Origin of the sequence: Nitrospira sp., assembly GCA_024760525.1 — a bacterium.
Classification (GTDB): Bacteria; Nitrospirota; Nitrospiria; order Nitrospirales; family Nitrospiraceae; genus Nitrospira_D.
This window is the reverse complement of sequence record CP060499.1, coordinates 4,047,000-4,064,634: the sequence shown is the minus strand read 5'-3', so window position 1 is coordinate 4,064,634 and position 17,635 is coordinate 4,047,000. Positions and strand designations below refer to the sequence as shown.

Annotated in this window: 19 protein-coding genes; 4 read left to right on the top strand and 15 right to left on the bottom strand. The window is 55.1% G+C overall.

Going from position 1 to position 17,635, the window contains the following annotated elements:
• Nucleotides 1-109 precede the first annotated feature (109 nt).
• Complete coding sequence (locus tag H8K04_19050) at nucleotides 110-1,441, top strand: YihY family inner membrane protein (GenBank protein ID UVT15869.1); 1,332 nt, start codon at nucleotides 110-112, stop codon at nucleotides 1,439-1,441.
• 19 nt (nucleotides 1,442-1,460) lie between these two features.
• Here H8K04_19050 and H8K04_19045 read toward each other — a convergent pair whose 3' ends face one another.
• Nucleotides 1,461-2,237 (bottom strand): stage 0 sporulation family protein, encoded by a 777-nt coding sequence (locus tag H8K04_19045; protein UVT15868.1) that lies wholly within the window; start codon nucleotides 2,235-2,237, stop codon nucleotides 1,461-1,463.
• Between the two features lie 187 nt (nucleotides 2,238-2,424).
• Between H8K04_19045 and H8K04_19040 the strand changes: the two genes are divergently transcribed.
• Nucleotides 2,425-2,703: an ImmA/IrrE family metallo-endopeptidase gene (locus H8K04_19040; protein UVT15867.1), complete on the top strand. Its 279-nt coding sequence runs from the start codon at nucleotides 2,425-2,427 to the stop codon at nucleotides 2,701-2,703.
• A 13-nt stretch (nucleotides 2,704-2,716) separates the two neighbouring features.
• Here H8K04_19040 and H8K04_19035 read toward each other — a convergent pair whose 3' ends face one another.
• Genes H8K04_19035 through H8K04_19025 form a run of 3 tightly spaced genes read right to left on the bottom strand, consistent with a single transcriptional unit; the run spans nucleotide 2,717 to nucleotide 4,790 of the window.
• Entirely contained in the window at nucleotides 2,717-3,187 is a 471-nt protein-coding gene (locus H8K04_19035; GenBank protein UVT15866.1) for an EVE domain-containing protein, read from the bottom strand.
• Between the two features lie 49 nt (nucleotides 3,188-3,236).
• Nucleotides 3,237-4,400, bottom strand: a complete 1,164-nt coding sequence (locus H8K04_19030) for a PQQ-dependent sugar dehydrogenase (GenBank protein ID UVT15865.1) — start codon at nucleotides 4,398-4,400, stop codon at nucleotides 3,237-3,239.
• Between the two features lie 3 nt (nucleotides 4,401-4,403).
• Nucleotides 4,404-4,790 carry a hypothetical protein gene (locus H8K04_19025; GenBank protein ID UVT15864.1) on the bottom strand — a complete coding sequence of 129 codons (387 nt, stop codon included), beginning with the start codon at nucleotides 4,788-4,790 and terminating at the stop codon, nucleotides 4,404-4,406.
• A gap of 539 nt (nucleotides 4,791-5,329) precedes the next feature.
• On the opposite strand from H8K04_19025, the gene H8K04_19020 reads away from it, so the two are divergent.
• The gene (locus H8K04_19020; protein ID UVT15863.1) at nucleotides 5,330-6,118 is read left to right on the top strand and encodes a YkgJ family cysteine cluster protein; all 789 of its coding nucleotides are present in this window, start codon (nucleotides 5,330-5,332) and stop codon (nucleotides 6,116-6,118) included.
• Between the two features lie 45 nt (nucleotides 6,119-6,163).
• Nucleotides 6,164-6,787 carry a bifunctional phosphoserine phosphatase/homoserine phosphotransferase ThrH gene (thrH, locus tag H8K04_19015; GenBank protein UVT15862.1) on the top strand — a complete coding sequence of 208 codons (624 nt, stop codon included), beginning with the start codon at nucleotides 6,164-6,166 and terminating at the stop codon, nucleotides 6,785-6,787.
• A gap of 33 nt (nucleotides 6,788-6,820) precedes the next feature.
• Here thrH and H8K04_19010 read toward each other — a convergent pair whose 3' ends face one another.
• The 11 genes from H8K04_19010 to mnmE form a co-directional block, all read right to left on the bottom strand.
• A complete protein-coding gene (locus tag H8K04_19010; GenBank protein ID UVT15861.1) occupies nucleotides 6,821-8,533 on the bottom strand; it encodes an alginate export family protein in 1,713 nt (570 codons plus the stop codon).
• A 216-nt stretch (nucleotides 8,534-8,749) separates the two neighbouring features.
• A complete protein-coding gene (locus tag H8K04_19005; GenBank protein ID UVT15860.1) occupies nucleotides 8,750-9,049 on the bottom strand; it encodes a twin-arginine translocase TatA/TatE family subunit in 300 nt (99 codons plus the stop codon).
• A gap of 67 nt (nucleotides 9,050-9,116) precedes the next feature.
• On the bottom strand, nucleotides 9,117-9,401 hold the full coding sequence (gene tatA, locus H8K04_19000; GenBank protein ID UVT15859.1) for a twin-arginine translocase TatA/TatE family subunit: 285 nt from the start codon (nucleotides 9,399-9,401) through the stop codon (nucleotides 9,117-9,119).
• A 148-nt stretch (nucleotides 9,402-9,549) separates the two neighbouring features.
• Nucleotides 9,550-10,632 (bottom strand): tRNA 2-thiouridine(34) synthase MnmA, encoded by a 1,083-nt coding sequence (gene mnmA / locus H8K04_18995; protein UVT15858.1) that lies wholly within the window; start codon nucleotides 10,630-10,632, stop codon nucleotides 9,550-9,552.
• 35 nt (nucleotides 10,633-10,667) lie between these two features.
• Nucleotides 10,668-11,114, bottom strand: coding sequence for a polymer-forming cytoskeletal protein (locus H8K04_18990; GenBank protein UVT15857.1), 447 nt, complete (start codon nucleotides 11,112-11,114; stop codon nucleotides 10,668-10,670).
• A 101-nt stretch (nucleotides 11,115-11,215) separates the two neighbouring features.
• Complete coding sequence (locus tag H8K04_18985) at nucleotides 11,216-11,719, bottom strand: polymer-forming cytoskeletal protein (GenBank protein ID UVT15856.1); 504 nt, start codon at nucleotides 11,717-11,719, stop codon at nucleotides 11,216-11,218.
• 175 nt (nucleotides 11,720-11,894) lie between these two features.
• Nucleotides 11,895-12,743, bottom strand: a complete 849-nt coding sequence (locus tag H8K04_18980) for a ParB/RepB/Spo0J family partition protein (protein ID UVT15855.1) — start codon at nucleotides 12,741-12,743, stop codon at nucleotides 11,895-11,897.
• Nucleotides 12,721-13,497 carry a ParA family protein gene (locus H8K04_18975; protein UVT15854.1) on the bottom strand — a complete coding sequence of 259 codons (777 nt, stop codon included), beginning with the start codon at nucleotides 13,495-13,497 and terminating at the stop codon, nucleotides 12,721-12,723. The genes H8K04_18980 and H8K04_18975 overlap by 23 nt, the downstream gene beginning before the upstream one ends.
• A 54-nt stretch (nucleotides 13,498-13,551) precedes the next feature.
• Nucleotides 13,552-14,202 (bottom strand): 16S rRNA (guanine(527)-N(7))-methyltransferase RsmG, encoded by a 651-nt coding sequence (gene rsmG, locus H8K04_18970; GenBank protein ID UVT15853.1) that lies wholly within the window; start codon nucleotides 14,200-14,202, stop codon nucleotides 13,552-13,554.
• Nucleotides 14,203-14,263: 61 nt separating this feature from the next.
• Entirely contained in the window at nucleotides 14,264-16,156 is a 1,893-nt protein-coding gene (mnmG, locus tag H8K04_18965; GenBank protein ID UVT15852.1) for a tRNA uridine-5-carboxymethylaminomethyl(34) synthesis enzyme MnmG, read from the bottom strand.
• Between the two features lie 8 nt (nucleotides 16,157-16,164).
• Complete coding sequence (gene mnmE / locus H8K04_18960; GenBank protein ID UVT15851.1) at nucleotides 16,165-17,613, bottom strand: tRNA uridine-5-carboxymethylaminomethyl(34) synthesis GTPase MnmE; 1,449 nt, start codon at nucleotides 17,611-17,613, stop codon at nucleotides 16,165-16,167.
• Nucleotides 17,614-17,635 lie beyond the last annotated feature (22 nt).

Genomic DNA, 17,635 nt, shown 5'->3' with positions numbered 1-17,635 from the left:
CCGTCCAGAATTTTGGCGGTTTCGGTCAGACATGCCCGGCTGTGCTAGACTGACGCCCCGGCGCTTCGCTCTTTTGGTTGGATTAGGAAGCCGCTATGGAGCAAGGCCTATGATTCGCTCCACCCGCATCTTGCAATTTGCCAAGCACGATCTCTGGACCACAGATCTCATGGGCGTTTCATTCCTCCGTCGGTTGGGTATTCAGGCGCTTCGGCTGGGGACAGCTGTCGGACTGGAGTTCCGTCATCGCTTGCTGGATGCCCGGGCGGCCGGGCTCGTCTACACCACACTGCTCTCACTGGTGCCCTTTCTGGCCGTGACGTTCTCGGTTCTCAAGGCCTTCGGCGTCCACCATGGAGTCGAGCCCTTGCTGGCCCAGGCCTTGGAGCCGCTGGGTCCGAAGAGCCGGGAGATCACCGCCACGATCGTGGGCTTCGTGGATAATATCCAAATTAGTGTGTTGGGAGCGATCGGGATTGCCGGGCTCTTTTACACAACCTATTCGCTGATCGACAAGGTCGAACAGGCCTTGAACGCGATCTGGCTCGTCAAGCAAGGGCGCACGTGGGAGCGGAAGTTTGCCGATTACTTGAGCGCCGTTCTTGTTGGACCGGTCCTGGTCGTCGGCGCGTTCGGCCTCCTGGCCTCACTCCAAAGCCAAGCTCTGGTCCAGCGCCTTGTGGAGTTAGAACCGCTCGGAACCCTGTTCGTCTGGAGCGGCGAACTGGTTCCCTTCGCGATGTTGTGTGCCGTGTTCACGTTCTTTTACAAGGTCATTCCCAACACGCATGTTGACTTGCGCTCAGCGGCGGTCGGCGGCGTCTCGACGGCGGTTCTCTGGGGCATCGCAGGGGAGGCCTTTGCAAAATTCGTTGCGGCCTCCGCCAATTACAGCGCGATCTATTCGGGTTTTGCGGTCCTCATTCTGTTCCTGCTGTGGCTTTATGCCAGCTGGATGATTGTACTCATCGGCGCGCAGCTCTCATTCTTCCACCAGTATCCCACGGCCTATCTTTCGCGTTTGCTGTGGGAACAGGGCACCTATGTGTTTCGGGAACAACTGGCCCTCAAGGTGTTGCGCGTTCTAGGGCATCACTATCTCAAAGGAGATCGCCCATTGGGTGTGGCCGAGTTGGCCGGCGAGTTGAATCTTCCCTTGTCTCTGGTGGAGGAAGAGGTGGAACGTCTTGTCGACAGGGGCTTTGTAGCCCGGCTCCAGGAACCGAAAGGCGTGAGCTTGATCAAGGCGCCCGATCTGATCTTGGTGAAAGAGGTTCTGGATTCGGTCCGAAACGGAAGTCCGCCGTGGGTGCTCACCCATTTGGAAACGACCGATCCGATCTCCAGCCTTTTGCGCCGTCGAGACAAGGCCGTGGAGCATGCGCTGGACGGTGAAACGGTGCACTCGCTTCTCCAGGAGCAACCACAATCCCGTCAGTAGGTGTCCGATGATATACGGGTCACGAGTCTGAGCGAGGAGGGCTGAGTTGTGTGGATGAGGAATCGGACCGAGTCGGTGTAATCAGGTGTTGGGTTTGAGACGGAATCATCCCCTGAGCGTCCATCATTTCAAACAGCAAACAACACTTCAGTCGGCCACATACGCCCAGCAAACGCGGGTCATCGATCGGTAGGTCGAGTTTTTTCGCCTGTTTGGCCGTGATGGGCTTCACATCAGTCAAAAAGCTCGCGCAACACAGCACCAGCCCGCAGGTATCGATGCCGCCAAGCCGCCGGGCTTCTTCGCGCACCCCGACTTGACGCATTTCGATGCGGCCGCCGAAGCGGCGAGCCAGGTCACGAACCAGTTCGCGAAAATCGATTCGGTCCTCCGCAGTGTAGACAAAGGTGAGTTGCCGGCGATGTATGGCCCCATAGACTTCGACGAGCTTGAGGGAGATATGGAGCTCGGCCGCTTTCGCTCGGCAATAGGCGGCCGCTTCTCGAGAGAGCGCCTCCAGCCTGCCGATCAACGCCGTTTCTTCAGCATCAGGCTTTCGCAAAATGGATTTCATGGCTCGCATGGGAGGGATAAATGGGGTCGAGTAAGGCTCCATATAGACGATCCCATACGTGACCTCGCCTTCAACCTCAAGTAAGACGGGGTCACCGCTGCGTAAGAGCACACCGGACGCACCCAATTTCTTGACCTCTCCTTGATTCCTGATCTTCACTCCAACAAGGCGGACCGAGGTGGGATAGGTGTGGGCAGACTCTTCGGTGATCGCCGGTTCCATGAGGCGATCATACACAAATTTTGTCGATGGGGGAACTAGTAAGGGTGAGTGCGGCGGTCAAAAGATGCCTGGAAGCATTACCGGAGATGAATCGTAACACGCTGATTCTAAATGACAAAATTACCAGTACTCCGCCTGCCTTGTTATGATAGGCTAAATCCAGAGTCGGAGGAAGATGGAGTGACCCATGGCGACGATGCTCAGAGAACGAAAGAAGATGTTGCGCATTCCCAATCAAGTTGTCCTTCCCTTTGGGTATCGGATTTCGGTCAGACAATTGTCGGATGCAGAAATGGACAAACGCGATGCGAATGCCGATGGTATTTGGGATGACGACACCAAGACGATCTACGTACGGAAACGACTTCCTGTCACACGCCGCCGGTACATTTTAGCGCACGAACTGGGTCACGCCTGGCTGGACTGGCAACATCGGTACATGGACGATGGAAAAGCCAGCACGTAACGACCGGAACGGCTCAGTCTTCTACCAGGCCCATGATGTGTTTCCACTCGATCGGGGTGACCGGCTGAACGGAGAGCCGTGAACCCTTCTGCAGCAACACCATTCCTTTGAGCTTGCGATCCTTCCGCAATTCATCCAGCGTCACGGGCCGTGGAAATGTTCTGACATACCTGATATCGACCATGTCCCATCGAGGCTGGAAGGGATTGCTGTCCGGATCGTAGTGCGTGTCCTTCTTGTCGAATTGCGTTTGATCAGGATAAGCGGTCTTGACGACCTTGGCGACGCCAACGACTGCGGGTGGATCAGCGTTGCTATGGTAGAACAGAACGTGATCGCCTACAGCCATGCTGCGCATGAAATTACGCGCTTGATAGTTGCGGACTCCATCCCAACAGGTCGTCTGATCGGGAGCGCGCATCAAGTCGTCAATCGAAAATGAGGAGGGTTCTGACTTCATCAGCCAATACTGTGCGGGACGCATTTATGCTTCTCCTTATCGAACCGGATTGCAGACACGCCGATATCATGCCTTACGGAAGCGAGAGACGGTAGACTCCTCCCTTATGATCGAGGACATAGAGCTCGCCGGCCGCATCGATCCCAAACGATGAAATCTGTAGCGAAGTCTTGAGTATCGGTCGCGGCTCGTTGAGTGCCTGATTTCTAGCAGGGGCGTGCAAGGCAAAGATTTCCCCGCTACAGAAATCGCCGTACACGTAGGCCCCCGTCAGGTCCGTAAGGAGTCGTCCGCGGTAGACATACCCACCGATAATGGAACAGCGCCCATTTTGATGCGAGTATTCGAGAATAGGCAAGCTCAGGGTGACCGTTGAACAATCGGCGGAAGGATGAAAACAATGGGTTCCTTCCATGACTCGCCAGCCGTAGTTTCCGCCGAGGGTAACCAGGTCGATCTCCTCCCAGTTGTATTGCCCGACGTCGGCTACCCAAAGGTGCCTGGTTGTGCTGTCAAAAGAAAACCGCCACGGGTTTCGTAATCCGACTGCATAAATCTCCGGTCGGCCACCAGTTTTCGCGAAAGGGTTGTCGGTCGGAATCCCATAGGTATCGCCGCGGTCCACATCGATCCGGAGAATCTTTCCAAGGAGGTCATTGGGATTCTGAGCGCGGTTTTCCGGGTCGCCTTTTGAACCGCCGTCACCGAGGCCGACATACAAGTAGCCGTCGGGTCCGAAGGCCACCATACCGCCATTGTGATTGGGATAGGGTTGCAGCACGGTCAGGAGAATCCGTTCTTCGTGAGAGGCCGACGTCTCCGCTGCTCCCCGGTGGTACTCAGCCACGATCGTCGCGCCATCCGGCTTTCTCGTGTAATTGACGAAGAAACGCCCGTTCCGGCGATAGTCAGGATGAAACGCAAGTCCTAGAAGGCCGCGCTCCCCGCCGGAAAGTACCCGCTCGGTGACGTCCAGAAAGGGGCTGGAACGCAACGCGTTCGCCTCCAGCACACGGATGCGACCGGGTTGTTCGATCACAAAGAGTCGCGTAGACCCATCACCGGCATGGGTGAGATACACCGGTTGCTCGAGACCCTGTGTGATGAGCGGAGCGAGTGCGACCACATGGCGCCCGTCAGAAGGCTTGGCAGGGGGAGCCAACGCGTCGTCCGCATGCAGACTGCCGGTTGGGACCAGGATGAGTGTCAGGAACCACCGGATGATCCAGGAATCCATACGTCAGCTTCGTCTCGGTGAGCGGGATTCGATGAACTCGATCAAAGCCCGATAGGTAAGCTCTCTCGTTTGAGCCTTGCTGAGGTTCCGACCTTCAATGTTTCCTTCCAGCCAAACCCGGTCGGATACCGGCGCGACCGCCTCATTACAGAGACTCCACATATCATGGAGAAATCCTTCGGGCAATCCGACTTGCACCCCTTCCGATTCGATGCGATCGTCCAGCAGCGCGAGGAGATCGGAAATGGCTTGGTCCGGACGGTATGGGAGTGGAGTAAAGCCGAACTGTTCCTGCGAGAGCGTCTCCTGTGTCGCCTGATCGACGAGATCCCGCATGTATTCTTTCAGCAGGCCGATGACATGGCCGGAAAAGACGATCCGAGGTTCCATGCGCCATTATCGAGTTTCTGTAATGAAGGAGCAAGATCAAGACAGGTTGGATGATGGATGATTCACGTTGGACGTTGGAATGACCGGAACGGAACCACAGGCAGCGATACCGGTTCGGCTTGCTGGGAGCATCCTCTGCAGCGGGGAATGAGCGGGAGGGAATTGAGCGGGGGTACACCTCGCTGGCAGTTATGAAGTAGCGGCTCGTGATAATCGCAGGGTCGGTGTACCCGCGCAGAATAGACTCTACGCCTTTTCACCAACTGCGCAAGGCCCGAAGATGGCCTTATGAGGGAGTCCGTTTGGGCTAGGGGCATACGCACCGGCAGGATCTGCTGGTCCACTTCTTTTCTTAGGTGATTGAGTCGTCGGTCATGGCGAATGGAGGACGAGGGGAGAAGGCTGAAGCGCGGTGATGTTGTTCAATACCGCCGATATGACGGCTATTGATTCATCGAGCAGCGGCATATTACTTTCTGGTGAGCATCACGCGAACATGATGCCTGTCAAGGACCGATCTGTTACCAAGAGAGCCTGCAATGACCGAACGTTTCGAGATAGCCATAAACACGCCGGCTGGTCAGATCACCAGCGCAGTGGAGGTGCCGACCGGATTTGTTCCCATTACAGCGATTGTTCCCTTGATACGGCGTTTGGGAGAGGAGGCACAGACTCTTGAGGTCGAGCGCTCCGTGGAGTCGGGCAAGCCGCCATCCTGTCGCAAGGGGTGTGCAGCGTGCTGTCGAATGCTCGTCCCGCTCTCGGCCCCGGAGGCCTTGGCGTTGCGAGAGTGGGTTCGGTCGCGCCCCGCTGAGCAGCAGGCGCGCATTTCGGCGCGGTTTTCGGAATCGAAGCTTCTGCTGCTGTCCCGCGGGGTATGGCGAAAGCTCTCGGAGTTGTGCGATGCCCCCGAGGAGCCGGGCGATGATGCCTTGGATGGTGTGAATCGCGAGTACTATGCACTGCGGATGCCATGTCCGTTCCTGGAGGAAGAGATATGTACGATTTACGACGAACGTCCCGCTGCGTGCCGTGAGCTGTTGGTGACGTCCCCACCCGAAGACTGCGAAGACATGATCGAAAATCCGGTTGTGCCGGTACCGACACCGATACGGGTCAGCACGGTGTTGGGGCTAGTGTGGCAAGAATTGACGAAGACTCCGACGAGACTGATTCCGCTCCCGGTGGCGCTCGATTGGGCAGAACGTCACGAACATGAGAATCGGCGGACATGGAAGGGGGCACAGTTACTGGATCAGGCTTTGGACAAGGTCTGGCGCTTCTTGAGCCAGTCGTTTTCAGGCGGCGGAGAAAAGGCCGTCAGGTGATCGCCTAAGTCGGCGGTATCGTCTATGGACGAAGAGGAGAGATGCATGCAGAAGCCCGTGGTGGTGTGTTTGGATCTGGAAGGAGTGCTCGTTCCGGAGATCTGGATTAATGTCGCACTGAAGACCGGCATTGATGATTTGAAGATCACAACCCGTGAGATGCCGGATTACGACACGCTCATGAGGCAGCGATTGGAGATACTCGACCGGCACGCGTTGAGAATCGGCGACATTCAAGCTGTGATTGCCAAGATGGGGCCATTAGATGGGGCGACCGATTTCCTCACGTGGTTACGGGAGCGCTGCCAGGTGATTATTTTGTCGGACACGTTCTATCAGTTCGCCGAACCCCTCATGCGACAGCTGGGCTTCCCGACTCTTTTCTGCAATCAGCTGGAGATCGATGGGAGGGGCCGCATCGTGAATTACCATATGAGAATGCAGGATCCAAAGAAGCATGCGGTCGCCGCGCTCAAATCGCTGAACTTCTTTACGATGGCGGCCGGCGACTCATACAACGACACGGCCATGCTGGGAGAAGCTCACGCCGGATGTTTCTTTTGCCCTCCTGCACATCTCCCGAAAGAATTCCCTCAGTTTCCTGTGACACAGACTTACGGCGAACTGCAGGAGCGGTTTGCGAAAGCTGGCCAGTTCGTGATCCCCTGAAAGTGCTGGAAGGGCTTGCGGACCAACGTTAGCCTAGAAGTTGATCCAGAGCTGGGCATAAGCCCAATCCTGGCCGACTGCACGGCGTCCCAGGTTGTGTGAAATATACGGACCGGGAAATAGATGACCATAGCCGGTTTGAAAGGCGACCATGCCGTTCATGAAGAAATGGGTCCAGACAACATCGATTTCGTCCCCGATATAGGTCTTGGTGTTGTCCGGCCGTGAGAAGACATAGACGCCCTGGCTCGCCCGATACCAATTGTCCCGGGCGTTGGCCAGGTGCATGTTCGTGTACCAGACCTCGACGTGATCATTGACGCTGAGCTTCGCTTGGACGTTGCCGGAGAAGCTCATCATGTTCTTCCATCCCTGTACGTCCATGTATCCCATGTGAATGTGATTCGTCGGGAAAAAGTTCTCAAACGTATTGGCGGTTTTACATTCCCCATAGGCGGCGTTTAACGTGCAATTCGCACGGCCGTCTCCCGAGGCATAATCAAAATTGAAGGCAATCCGAGGTTTGCCGGGCAGGTTGAATGCGGTGTACCCGATCCAGTTTCTGGTGGCCCATGCATTGATGTGGAGACATTTGCCTTCACCTCCGGGATCTCCACACAAGCTGCTGGCGCTGGCAGCAGTGTCGCCCATCTGGCCGAACTGATAGACGAATTCGCTGGAGAAATCGAAATAGCCTTTCTTCATGGCGACACGGTTACCGACCACATGACGGGTCTGGTTTCCATGCTTTGGGGTGCCGAGTCCCTGCGACGAAATGTCTCCTCCGCCAAGGTTACTTTTGTAATAGACATAGAACGGTTCGATCAGAAATCCCGGGACCGTTTTGATCTGATTGTAAAAGATGAACACGTCGGCATCGCCGGCGGCATTTCTGGCCTGACCGGTACCGCCGATGTTGGGGTTGCCACTGCCCAGAGGCGCCCCTTGCAAGAGATCCGTTTCTGCAGTGCGAAACCAGCCGAGATGGGTATCGAAGATGTTGGTCGCATACTGCAACATGATTCCGTCGAACGAAAAACCTGTGTTGGCCCAGTCAAAGTGGCCGAACAGGCTCTGATCGCCGAAGACCACATACTGCCGACCGGCTTTGATGCCCAGACCCTGCACGCCGGCAAAGTTGCGGATCAGCATATAACCGGCCCGGATGCCGAGCGTACAGACCGGCCTTCCACCTTGGCTGGGCGTAGATCCACATGTATGGATCAAAGGGTCTCCATTGTTCCCAGCGCCTCCGGCACCGACGGGAGTGCCGTTACCACCCCAAGAACGGGAATCGATGAACTCCATGTAGAAATTGACGTCGGGTGACAGATCGTATCCGATGCCCAACCGGGTCATCTGCTGGACGTATTGATCGTTGGCTTTGCCTGGAAGGTTATTGGGGAGAAGACCGGGGGCGTTACATTGTCCGGCACCACCGATCCCCCCTCCGAAACAGACGTTGTTGCGGTATTCAGGCCGCACGCGCAGATCAGCGCGGATCCAGAGGTTTCGGAGGTCGAAATTTCTACCGATCTTGGGGTCAAACGGCTCGTAGGCTTCCTTTTGGGGAATGCCGCGTCCGATCACGATCGGATTGGTGATCTTTTCTCCTTCCGGCAATTGGAAGGCAGCGTAAGCCGACGAGTGGAACACGATGAAGCCCAGTGCAACGAGAGTGCCTGCGAAAACCCTGACGAACCTGAGCCACACGTTCTGTCCCTCGATTTCAGAGAGAGTCTGCATCTTGCCTGCCGAATGAGTGATGTGCGTTTGTTCGAAACGGTCCCTTCAGGAGGAAGAGCAAATGTTCGTCAGCAGAGATAGTGGAGCTGAATCTCGGTAGGCGGCGACACTAGTCTGAGCTGCAAGGTAACGAGATCCGAAGCAGGAGCCGGAGGAGACTGCACGTTTCCGGTATTGGTGATAGAAAAATTCCGCGCCGATCATGTTGGGTTGTGCTCAGGCGTGTCCCGACTTGTCAACTGACTTGGTGCCGTCGTCTGCCGGTTTGTCTGCGGCAGTGATTTCTTCTTCCGCTTCTTTCATGGAGGCCTGAAAGTCCTGCTCGACCATCTTGACTTCCTGTTGAATGAGATTCAGCTCCGGCTCCACCGACTTACGTAGATCGTCAGCCGTATCTTTGAAACTCTTAATGGCTTTTCCGACTTGCCTGCCGACTTCCGGAAGCTGCTTTGGGCCGAACAGGAGAAACGCGATCACCAGAATAATTAAGATCTCACTGGCTCCCAATCCGAACATACGTCACATTGGTACGAGGATGTTGCTGATCCCCACTCTCCGGTGGTACCGGCGCACGCGGACCTGTCTAACCTTGTTTCACCTGGCCCGTTTGCGTGGCTTGTGATGCGGGCGATGGTTTTTCTTCGGATTGGGCGCTGACTTGAGCGGATGAGGGGGCCTGCGTCTGGGCCTGTTGAGACTGTTCGGCCGGCGTGACATCGATCGCATCGGCCTCATGAACGGACTTCTTGAAGCCTTTGATGGCTTTACCAAGGCCTTCTCCCAATTGAGGAAGCTTGCCGGCGCCGAAAATGATCAACACAATGATCAAGATCAGCATCAGTTCCATCCACCCAAATGAACCGAACATCAGTACCTCATATGAACAAAAGGAGCGTGGACGGAGTACGACAGAGCATCCAGGGCGACAAAGGCAAACCACACCCTCACGTTCTAGTAAACTGAAGGCTATAGAAGATTCTACGACAAGTCAAGATGAAGCGCGTGGGTCACCAGCATTAGAACGCTTGAATGATGCCACCCCCGAGGACTTCGTCACCGTGGTAGAAGACAGCAGATTGTCCCGGGCTTAGGGCTCGCTGAGGTTCGTGAAACCTGATGCGGAGGCTGGATGGGGTGAGTGGTGAAACAGTGGCGGGAGTCGGGGGCGTGGCGTAGCGTACTTTGACGTCAACCGTGATTTCGCTTTCGCGGAGCCATGGGACGAAGAGGTTCAGGTCGCTCACCGTACACTCCTCCTTCCGAAGTGAGTGTTCCGGGCCGAGGAGAACGGTATTGGTCGCCGCCTGAACTTGCTGAACATACAGACGTTCGCCGGTTGCAATGCCAAGCCCTCTGCGTTGACCGGGCGTATAGAATGCAATTCCGTCATGCTGCCCCAGGGGCTGGCCGGCGGTATCGACAAAGAGCCCCGGTTTTTTGGCTTCGGGTGCTTCCTTCTCAATGAAGGTGCGGTAGTCTCCCTGGGAGACGAAGCAAATTTCCTGGCTCTCCTTCAGCTCATCGGCGGGAAGGCCCATGGCTTCCGCTTCAGCCCACACGTCTGACTTCTGGAGCCCGCCAACGGGGAAGAGGAGTTGGGGCAGCCATCGAGGGTTCAGTCGGTAGAGAAAGTAGGTTTGATCCTTGCGTTGATCCGCGGCGCGAGCGAGGACCGAATAGCCGCGGTTCATCCGAAGACGAGCATAGTGTCCCGTCGCGACGTAGTCGAAGCCCCGTGATGTGGCGAGGTCCACGAGCCCCCGAAGCTTGACGCGCTCATTGCAGCGGACGCAAGGGTTGGGCGTGGTGCCGCTGGTATAGCCGCTCAGAAAGTCGTCGATCACCCCCGTGCGAAATGTGTCGCGAGCATCAAACACTTCGTGAGGGATGTGCAGGACTTTCGCGACGTGCTTGGCGATGCCGACTTTGCAACAGCCTCGTTCTTGCCACTTCTTGGAGGTCGCGACCGATTCGTCTTCGTGTTCCCAGACCTGGAGGGTCACGCCGTGGACATCATAGCCTTGGCGCACGAGCAACGCGGCAGCAACGGAGCTATCAACTCCGCCGCTCATCCCAAGCAGAACGGTGGGGCGAGTCATAAGGGGGCCATTGTACCGGGAGAATAGTCAAAGGGCTAGAGGCTGGAGGGGCGTAGCTTGCTACGAAGAGCCGTCAAATCGTGAACGTTCTTGGAGGACGATGGATGCTCATCCACCCATTTGTGAGCACCCATGTCGCACATGCCGTGGAAGTGGGCCCCGTCTTCGATTGAAATCCCCGGGGTTCGGATATCGCCGATAAGAATACCAGGCTTCTGGATTTGAATCTTGGCAGTGGCCGTCACCGTGCCGTTGATCTTGCCGCTGGTCATCAAGACTGCGGCGGAGATAATCCCTTTGACGACCGCTTGTTCGCCGACGATAAGGGTTCCGGTGGTGTGGACTTCGCCTTCGACGCGGCCATCGATACGGATCGTTCCATCAAAGTTGACGATCCCTTTGAAATCGACACCTTTCCCAAGAAAGGTGAAGTTTTGATCGTTACCGGCGTCCTGCGCATGTTTTTCACCGAGAGCCCACATCAGCGTTCCTTGCTCCTTATGACAGAAATCGACGAGGCACTATGCTAAATAGCGTCGAACGAAGAGCTGCTGTGTCCGCCTATGTCTAGAATAGCATATGGCTAGACGTTGACCCTCCTCACTCCGCTATCGGTAGGAGGTGCGACAGGATGAAGGGACGTGTCTCGAGGAACTTCTCTCTGTACAGGGCGCACGGCCTGTTCCATCTCCAGGGTGCCATTAAACAGGACTCCTTCTTCGATGGAAAGCATCGGAGTGACGACTCCCCCGCTGATTACGGCGGGAGCACGGAGTTTCATCTTTTCTCGCGCGTGAATTTCTCCTGTGATCTTGCCTTTGCACACAATGGTGCCGGCGGTGACCTTGGCTGTGAGAACGGCATCCTCACCGACCAATAAGATGCCGTCGGTGTGGATTTCTCCCTCTAGGGTTCCATCGATACGCACAGTCCCGTTATAGGTAATCGTGCCCTTGAAGACCACACCCTTTCCCACAAAGGCGCTGACATCTTGTAGAGCGTCGGGCCTTGTCGAATCAAAGCTCGTTCCGCTGCCCTCAAGGTCCACTTCATCAGGGCGTCTGCCGTCCTGTTTGTCCTTCCACATACGCTCGCCTCCTCTCACAGGGTGGGATAGGGGTGCCTAAGTCAATCCTGTTCGTTGCCGTTAGATGTCGTATCGGTTGGTCCCGACAGGATATTTAGCGTTCATAGGCGTCAAAATGCAATAAGGTGCACCTTTTTTGAGGGTTTGTTAAGACCGGTCGCCCCCAAATGAAGGATTACCCGAGCAGCGTCTCAAGGACGCCATCGAGTTCGTCTGAAGAAAAATAGTGAATGACGAGCTTACCTCCTTGCTTCTGGGGATGAACGGTCACTTTAGTGCCGAGACGCTTCTGTAATCGGGCTTCCAGGTCGGCCCATTGTGTACTGCGGGCGGCCTTTGGCTGCCGCTTCTTCCCCACGAGGGAGAGGTCGACGAGTTTTTCTGTGTCTCTCACAGAAAGGGCGCCGGCTGCGACGAGTTTACCGACTTTCAACTGGTCTTCAGGGGACTGTAGTCCTAAAAGCGCTTTCGCATGCCCGGCTGAAAGGGTGCCCACTTCGACAAGTTCCTGGAGCTCGGGATGAAGATGGGTGAGTCGAACGAAATTCGCGACTGAGGAACGATCACGGCCGACTTTCACGGCCACGGCGTCCTGGGTGAGGCCGAATTCGTTCATCATGCGCGAATAGGCGCGCGCCGTTTCCATGGGGTTCAAGTCTTCACGTTGGAGATTCTCAACCAAGGCCAGCAACAGTGATTCCTGATCGCCGCAATTCTTAATAACGGCCGGAATAACAGCCAAACCGGCTTCTTTGCAGGCCCTCCATCGTCGCTCTCCGGCGATGAGTTCGTAGATCCCGTCGCCCTTCCGACGGACGATAATCGGCTGAAGGACCCCACTCTCCTTAATGGACGCGGTGAGATCGGCGAGTTCTTCAGAGGCAAAGGTCTGCCGTGGCTGATAGCGATTCGGCACAATATCCTCTATGCGGATCCGCTGAACGTCGGCCGTCTCAGCCGGCTTGGCCACCTTGGAGGAAGGTAAGAGGGCGTCGAGTCCTTTACCGAGCGCTTTTTTCTCCATGTGCTATAAACTCCTTAGCTAGAGTTACGTAAGCTTGCGAGCCCGCCGAGGCAACGTTGTACAAGATCCCGGGACGGCCATAACTCGGCGCCTCAGCGAGGGCGACATTTCGTGGAATAACGGTTTGGTAAACCTTGTCTTGGAAGTGAGACCGAATTTGTTCGGCAACCTGCCGTGACAAGGTGTTACGGGAATCAAACATCGTCAGGACTATGCCCTCGACGTCTAGGTCTGAATTAAACGATTGATGGACGAGATCGATACTGCCGATGAGCCGCGTCAGGCCTTCCATGGCATAGTATTCACATTGGACGGGTATCAGGACTGAGCTGGCAGCGGTAAGCGCATTGATGGTGAGAATTCCAAGAGCCGGGGGGCAGTCGAGAAAAATGAAATCGTATTTATCTCTGACGTCACTAATCATAGACCTCAGATGACTCTCGCGGCCTTCAACATTCGCGAGCTCGACTTCCGCTCCAGCAAGATCTGCGTTGGCCGGTAAGAGTGAGAGTCCTGGAACGGGTGTTTCCGTTACAGACTCTTGGATCGTACTGCTTCTAACGAGACAGGTGTAGGTGCTCCCTTTCAGCGATCTTTGGTCGATACCAAGGCCGCTGGTCGCATTTCCTTGAGGATCCATGTCAACCAACAGCACGGACCTTCCCTCCAGGGCAATTGCTGACGAAAGATTTATGGCTGTAGTAGTTTTCCCGACGCCACCTTTTTGATTTGCAAACGCGATAACCTTCCCCATTCAGATGCTCCTACACTCAATTCATGTTCCACGTGGAACATGAAAACAATTTGACTAGGACGCTAGAGAAAAGATGGATATCGTTCGATGCCCATAATCTCCAGGAAGGTCAAATGTATGTTCATTTATCAACTGCCATTCAGTGAAATCATATGACTTTTCAATTGATTGCGAAGAATATAGGATTGCTCCTCCTCCTTGACGAACGACCTTTGTACCTGCCCGCAGAACCAAGGCGGGATTCAATGCTCGAGTGGTAATGTAGTCAAATGATTTTTTGACTTGCTGCATGCCTATAAAACGGTCCAGAGTGATGTTGTATATGTCCACTGTTTCAAGCCGGAGAAGCCCAACGATAAAATGAAGGAACGAGGATTTCTTTTTGGCTGGTTCCAGGAGGGTGACACGAAGATCAGGTCGCACAATCTTTAGCGGAATTCCTGGAAAGCCTGCCCCTGTCCCAACGTCAAGAAGCCGTGATCCAACCTCAATATCCGTCGCCGTTAAGGCGGCAAGAGAATCCACAAAATGTTTGATGACGATCTCCTCGTTGACGAGAATTCTCGTGAGATTGAAGGATTGATTCCAAGTTTGGAGCTGTTTGAGGTACGCCATGAACAGTTGAACCTGTTCGCTTTTGAGAGGAAATCCAATTTCCGCTGAACTTTCATGAAGCAGTGAGGAAAGTGAGCTCTCTTGTTCCACGTGGAACAATTACGCTGATGGTATTAGGAGGTCAATAGGAAAGGAATGGATCAGCCGAATTTTATGGTGCGACTTGTCGGTCAGGAGGGAGTCGGCGCCTATTTTTTTCTATCGCAACCATGAGTAAAGAAATGGCGGCCGGAGTCACCCCTGATATTCTAGATGCTTGGCCGACCGTCTCCGGTCGCACCCGGTTGAACTTCTCGCGAACCTCACGAGAGAATCCGGAGACCTTGTCATACTCAAACGTGTGCGGTATCAATTTTTGCTCGAGTTTCTTAAATTTTTCGACTTGCTGGATCTGTCGACGTACGTAACCTTCGTACTTAATCTGAAGTTCAACCTCTTCGGCTGCTTCATCATCCGGAATCGCAGGCGTTCCAAACACTCCTAAGAGATCTTTATAGTTCGCCTCCTGTCGACGCAGGAGCTGCGCCATGGTCTGTACGTGTGAAGCATTCTCCAGATAGGTTCCTCTGATCTGAGAATGAATCTCGTCCGTGAATCGTGGTCTAGTTGCATGTAAGTGCTCGATTTCATGCTCGATCATTGTCTTTTTCTGTAACAGTCTATCGTACGCTTGTGGCGCAACCAAGCCCATCTCGTACCCAATTTCCATAAGGCGAAGATCTGCATTGCCATGGCGGAGGAGCAATCTGTATTCGGCTCTGGATGTGAACATGCGGTACGGTTCGTAGGCATCTTTCGTAATGAGATCATCGATCAGGACGCCGATATACGCTTGAGATCGGTCTAGGATTAGCGGGGGTCGCTCCCGAAGTTTCAAAACAGCATTGATCCCGGCAACTAAACCCTGTGCAGCAGCTTCCTCGTACCCGGATGTGCCGTTGATTTGTCCAGCATGATACAGACCGGAGACATGTTTAGTTTCAAGCGTTCTGTACAATTGACGAGGGGGGAAGTAATCGTACTCGATAGCATAGCCAGGCTTAAGCATCCTGGCATGTTCCAATCCGGCAATCGTCTTCAACATGGCTGCCTGAACATCGACCGGTAGACTGGTGGAAATACCGTTCGGGTAAAATTCATTCGAGTCGAGACCTTCAGGTTCGATAAAAATCTGGTGACGTTCCTTTTCGGCAAAGCGGACGACTTTATCTTCGATGGAGGGGCAATACCGCGGTCCTACAGATTCGATCACCCCGCTGTACAAGGGGGAGCGATCAAGGTTCTGTCGGATGATGTCGTGCGTCTCAAGTCCGGTATAGGTCAGGTGACAGAGAACTTGTCTCGTTGTGATGCTCTGCGTGCGATAGGAGAAGGGCGGAGGGGGAGAGTCGCCGGGTTGAGGGATCATCGCTGAAAAATCAATCGTAGATTTATCCAATCTGGGCGGGGTTCCCGTCTTCAAGCGTCCGATCTCAAACCCGAGGTCCCTCATGCAATCAGAGAGGTGTTCTGCTGAAGCCTCTCCAGCGCGGCCGGCCGGGAAATGGTTGAGGCCGATATGGATAAGACCCTTAAGGAAAGTACCTGATGTCAGGATGACGGCCTTGGTCCCGATCGTCTCTCCAGAGCCTGTCACAATCCCGGTTATGGTCTCCCCGGTTACGAGCAGTCGATCCACGACTCCTTCCGCCATCGACAAGTGTTTCTCAAAAGCGAGGGTTTCTTGCATGGCGATGCGATACAGCGCCTTGTCACACTGGGCGCGCAACGCACGAACCGCCGGCCCTTTGCTCGTATTGATGAATCTGAATTGAATCCCGGCGCGATCGGTGTTGCGACCCATTTCGCCCCCGAGAGCGTCAATTTCCTTAACGAGGTGCCCCTTGGCGATTCCTCCGACAGCCGGATTGCACGACATCTGTGCGATCCGCCCGAGCTCCATCGTTAAGAGCAAGGTCTTTGCACCCATTCGTGAAGCAGCCAGTGCCGCTTCACAGCCGGCATGGCCTCCTCCGACCACAATGACGTCAAACTCTCTTGCCAATAGACCCTCTACTTGCCGATACAAAATTCAGAAAAGATTTGCTCCAATACCTCATCCGACGTAATGGCTCCGACGATCTCACCAAGCGCGTCAGATGCGCCACGAAGATCGACCGCAACACACTCCGGCTCGACGCCGCCGTGAATCGAGGTCAATGTCTCCTCAATCGAAGCCGCTGCCCGCTCCAAAGCTACGCGATGCCGCATGTTGGTCACCACGACCCCATCGTTGGATTCAAGGGAAGTGCCAAGAAATTGTGATTCAATCGCGCCTTGAAGGTCAGCCAGTCCTTGTCCTGAGCGCACGGAGATGGGAAAAACCCTACGATTCGTGCGTTCAGAAAGTCGACCCACGAGATCCTTGGCTGTGGTCGGGTCGATCAAATCCGTCTTGTTGAGCACGAGCACATCTTCCCGAACCAGAGCCGGAAAGGTCCAGTTCTCAACGCCGGTGTCCGTCAGTTCAGCGGCATCCAAGACATGCAAAATCATATCTGCCTGTTCCTGGGCACCCTTCGAACGATTGATACCTTCTCGTTCAACCGCGTCGGAAGTTTCGCGCAGGCCGGCCGTGTCGACCAACGTAATCCGTAGTCCCTGCCAATTAACCGACTCCTCAATCAGATCACGGGTCGTTCCTGGAGTATCCGTCACAATGGCTCGATTCTCTCGAAGCAAGCAGTTCAACAAACTCGATTTCCCGACATTCGGCTTCCCGACGATTACCACCCGTGCCCCGTCTCTCAGGACGCGACCGGTCTCAGCAGTCGCCAGCATCTTCTGTATCTGGGCCGACGCATCCTGGAGAGACGCGACCAATTCTGCACGTCCCACGAACGCGATATCCTCTCCTGAAAAATCAATCCCGGCCTCAACGTGTGCCAGCAAGGCTGTGAGGCAGCTCCGCAGCCGGTTGACTTGCTGCCCGAGTTCGCCTCGGAGCTGTCGCTGTGCCAACCGGAGACCAAGGTCTGACTTCGACTTGATGGTATCCAGCACTGCTTCAGCCTGAGACAAATCCAACCGTCCGTTCAGGAATGCCCGCTTGGTGAACTCACCCGGCTGGGCCAAGCGAGCACCGGCAGCAACGCAGGCCTCGCAGATTCGCCGAAGGACAATTCCACTGCCGTGGCAATGAATTTCAACGACGTCTTCCGCGGTGAAAGAACGGGGTGCCTTCATATAGACGACGAGCCCTTCATCGATGAGATCACTCTCCCCACTCCTCGTGGGAGGAGTGGGGAGAGACCCGGAAGACGTGTGAGCGCCAAGGATGTCGGCGAGGTACAGTGTGTGAGAGGAGACATTCCGCAGAGATCGATTCGACTGCAATCGAACGACTTTGTCGGCTACATCAGCGGCCTTTTGTCCGCTAACCCGGACGATCCCGATACCTCCCTCTCCAACGGGAGTCGCGATCGCGCAGATTGTATCTTCAGGTGCTCCATCGATAGGCATGATCCCACACGCTCCTAATGCC

Coding starts and splice junctions, on each gene's coding strand:
- H8K04_19050 (UVT15869.1), top strand. CDS start 110: ATGATTCGCTCCACCCGCATCTTGCAATTTGCCAAGCACGATCTCTGG.
- H8K04_19045 (UVT15868.1), bottom strand. CDS start 2,237: ATGGAACCGGCGATCACCGAAGAGTCTGCCCACACCTATCCCACCTCG.
- H8K04_19040 (UVT15867.1), top strand. CDS start 2,425: ATGGCGACGATGCTCAGAGAACGAAAGAAGATGTTGCGCATTCCCAAT.
- H8K04_19035 (UVT15866.1), bottom strand. CDS start 3,187: ATGCGTCCCGCACAGTATTGGCTGATGAAGTCAGAACCCTCCTCATTT.
- H8K04_19030 (UVT15865.1), bottom strand. CDS start 4,400: ATGGATTCCTGGATCATCCGGTGGTTCCTGACACTCATCCTGGTCCCA.
- H8K04_19025 (UVT15864.1), bottom strand. CDS start 4,790: ATGGAACCTCGGATCGTCTTTTCCGGCCATGTCATCGGCCTGCTGAAA.
- H8K04_19020 (UVT15863.1), top strand. CDS start 5,330: ATGACCGAACGTTTCGAGATAGCCATAAACACGCCGGCTGGTCAGATC.
- thrH (UVT15862.1), top strand. CDS start 6,164: ATGCAGAAGCCCGTGGTGGTGTGTTTGGATCTGGAAGGAGTGCTCGTT.
- H8K04_19010 (UVT15861.1), bottom strand. CDS start 8,533: ATGCAGACTCTCTCTGAAATCGAGGGACAGAACGTGTGGCTCAGGTTC.
- H8K04_19005 (UVT15860.1), bottom strand. CDS start 9,049: ATGTTCGGATTGGGAGCCAGTGAGATCTTAATTATTCTGGTGATCGCG.
- tatA (UVT15859.1), bottom strand. CDS start 9,401: ATGTTCGGTTCATTTGGGTGGATGGAACTGATGCTGATCTTGATCATT.
- mnmA (UVT15858.1), bottom strand. CDS start 10,632: ATGACTCGCCCCACCGTTCTGCTTGGGATGAGCGGCGGAGTTGATAGC.
- H8K04_18990 (UVT15857.1), bottom strand. CDS start 11,114: ATGTGGGCTCTCGGTGAAAAACATGCGCAGGACGCCGGTAACGATCAA.
- H8K04_18985 (UVT15856.1), bottom strand. CDS start 11,719: ATGTGGAAGGACAAACAGGACGGCAGACGCCCTGATGAAGTGGACCTT.
- H8K04_18980 (UVT15855.1), bottom strand. CDS start 12,743: ATGGAGAAAAAAGCGCTCGGTAAAGGACTCGACGCCCTCTTACCTTCC.
- H8K04_18975 (UVT15854.1), bottom strand. CDS start 13,497: ATGGGGAAGGTTATCGCGTTTGCAAATCAAAAAGGTGGCGTCGGGAAA.
- mnmE (UVT15851.1), bottom strand. CDS start 17,613: ATGCCTATCGATGGAGCACCTGAAGATACAATCTGCGCGATCGCGACT.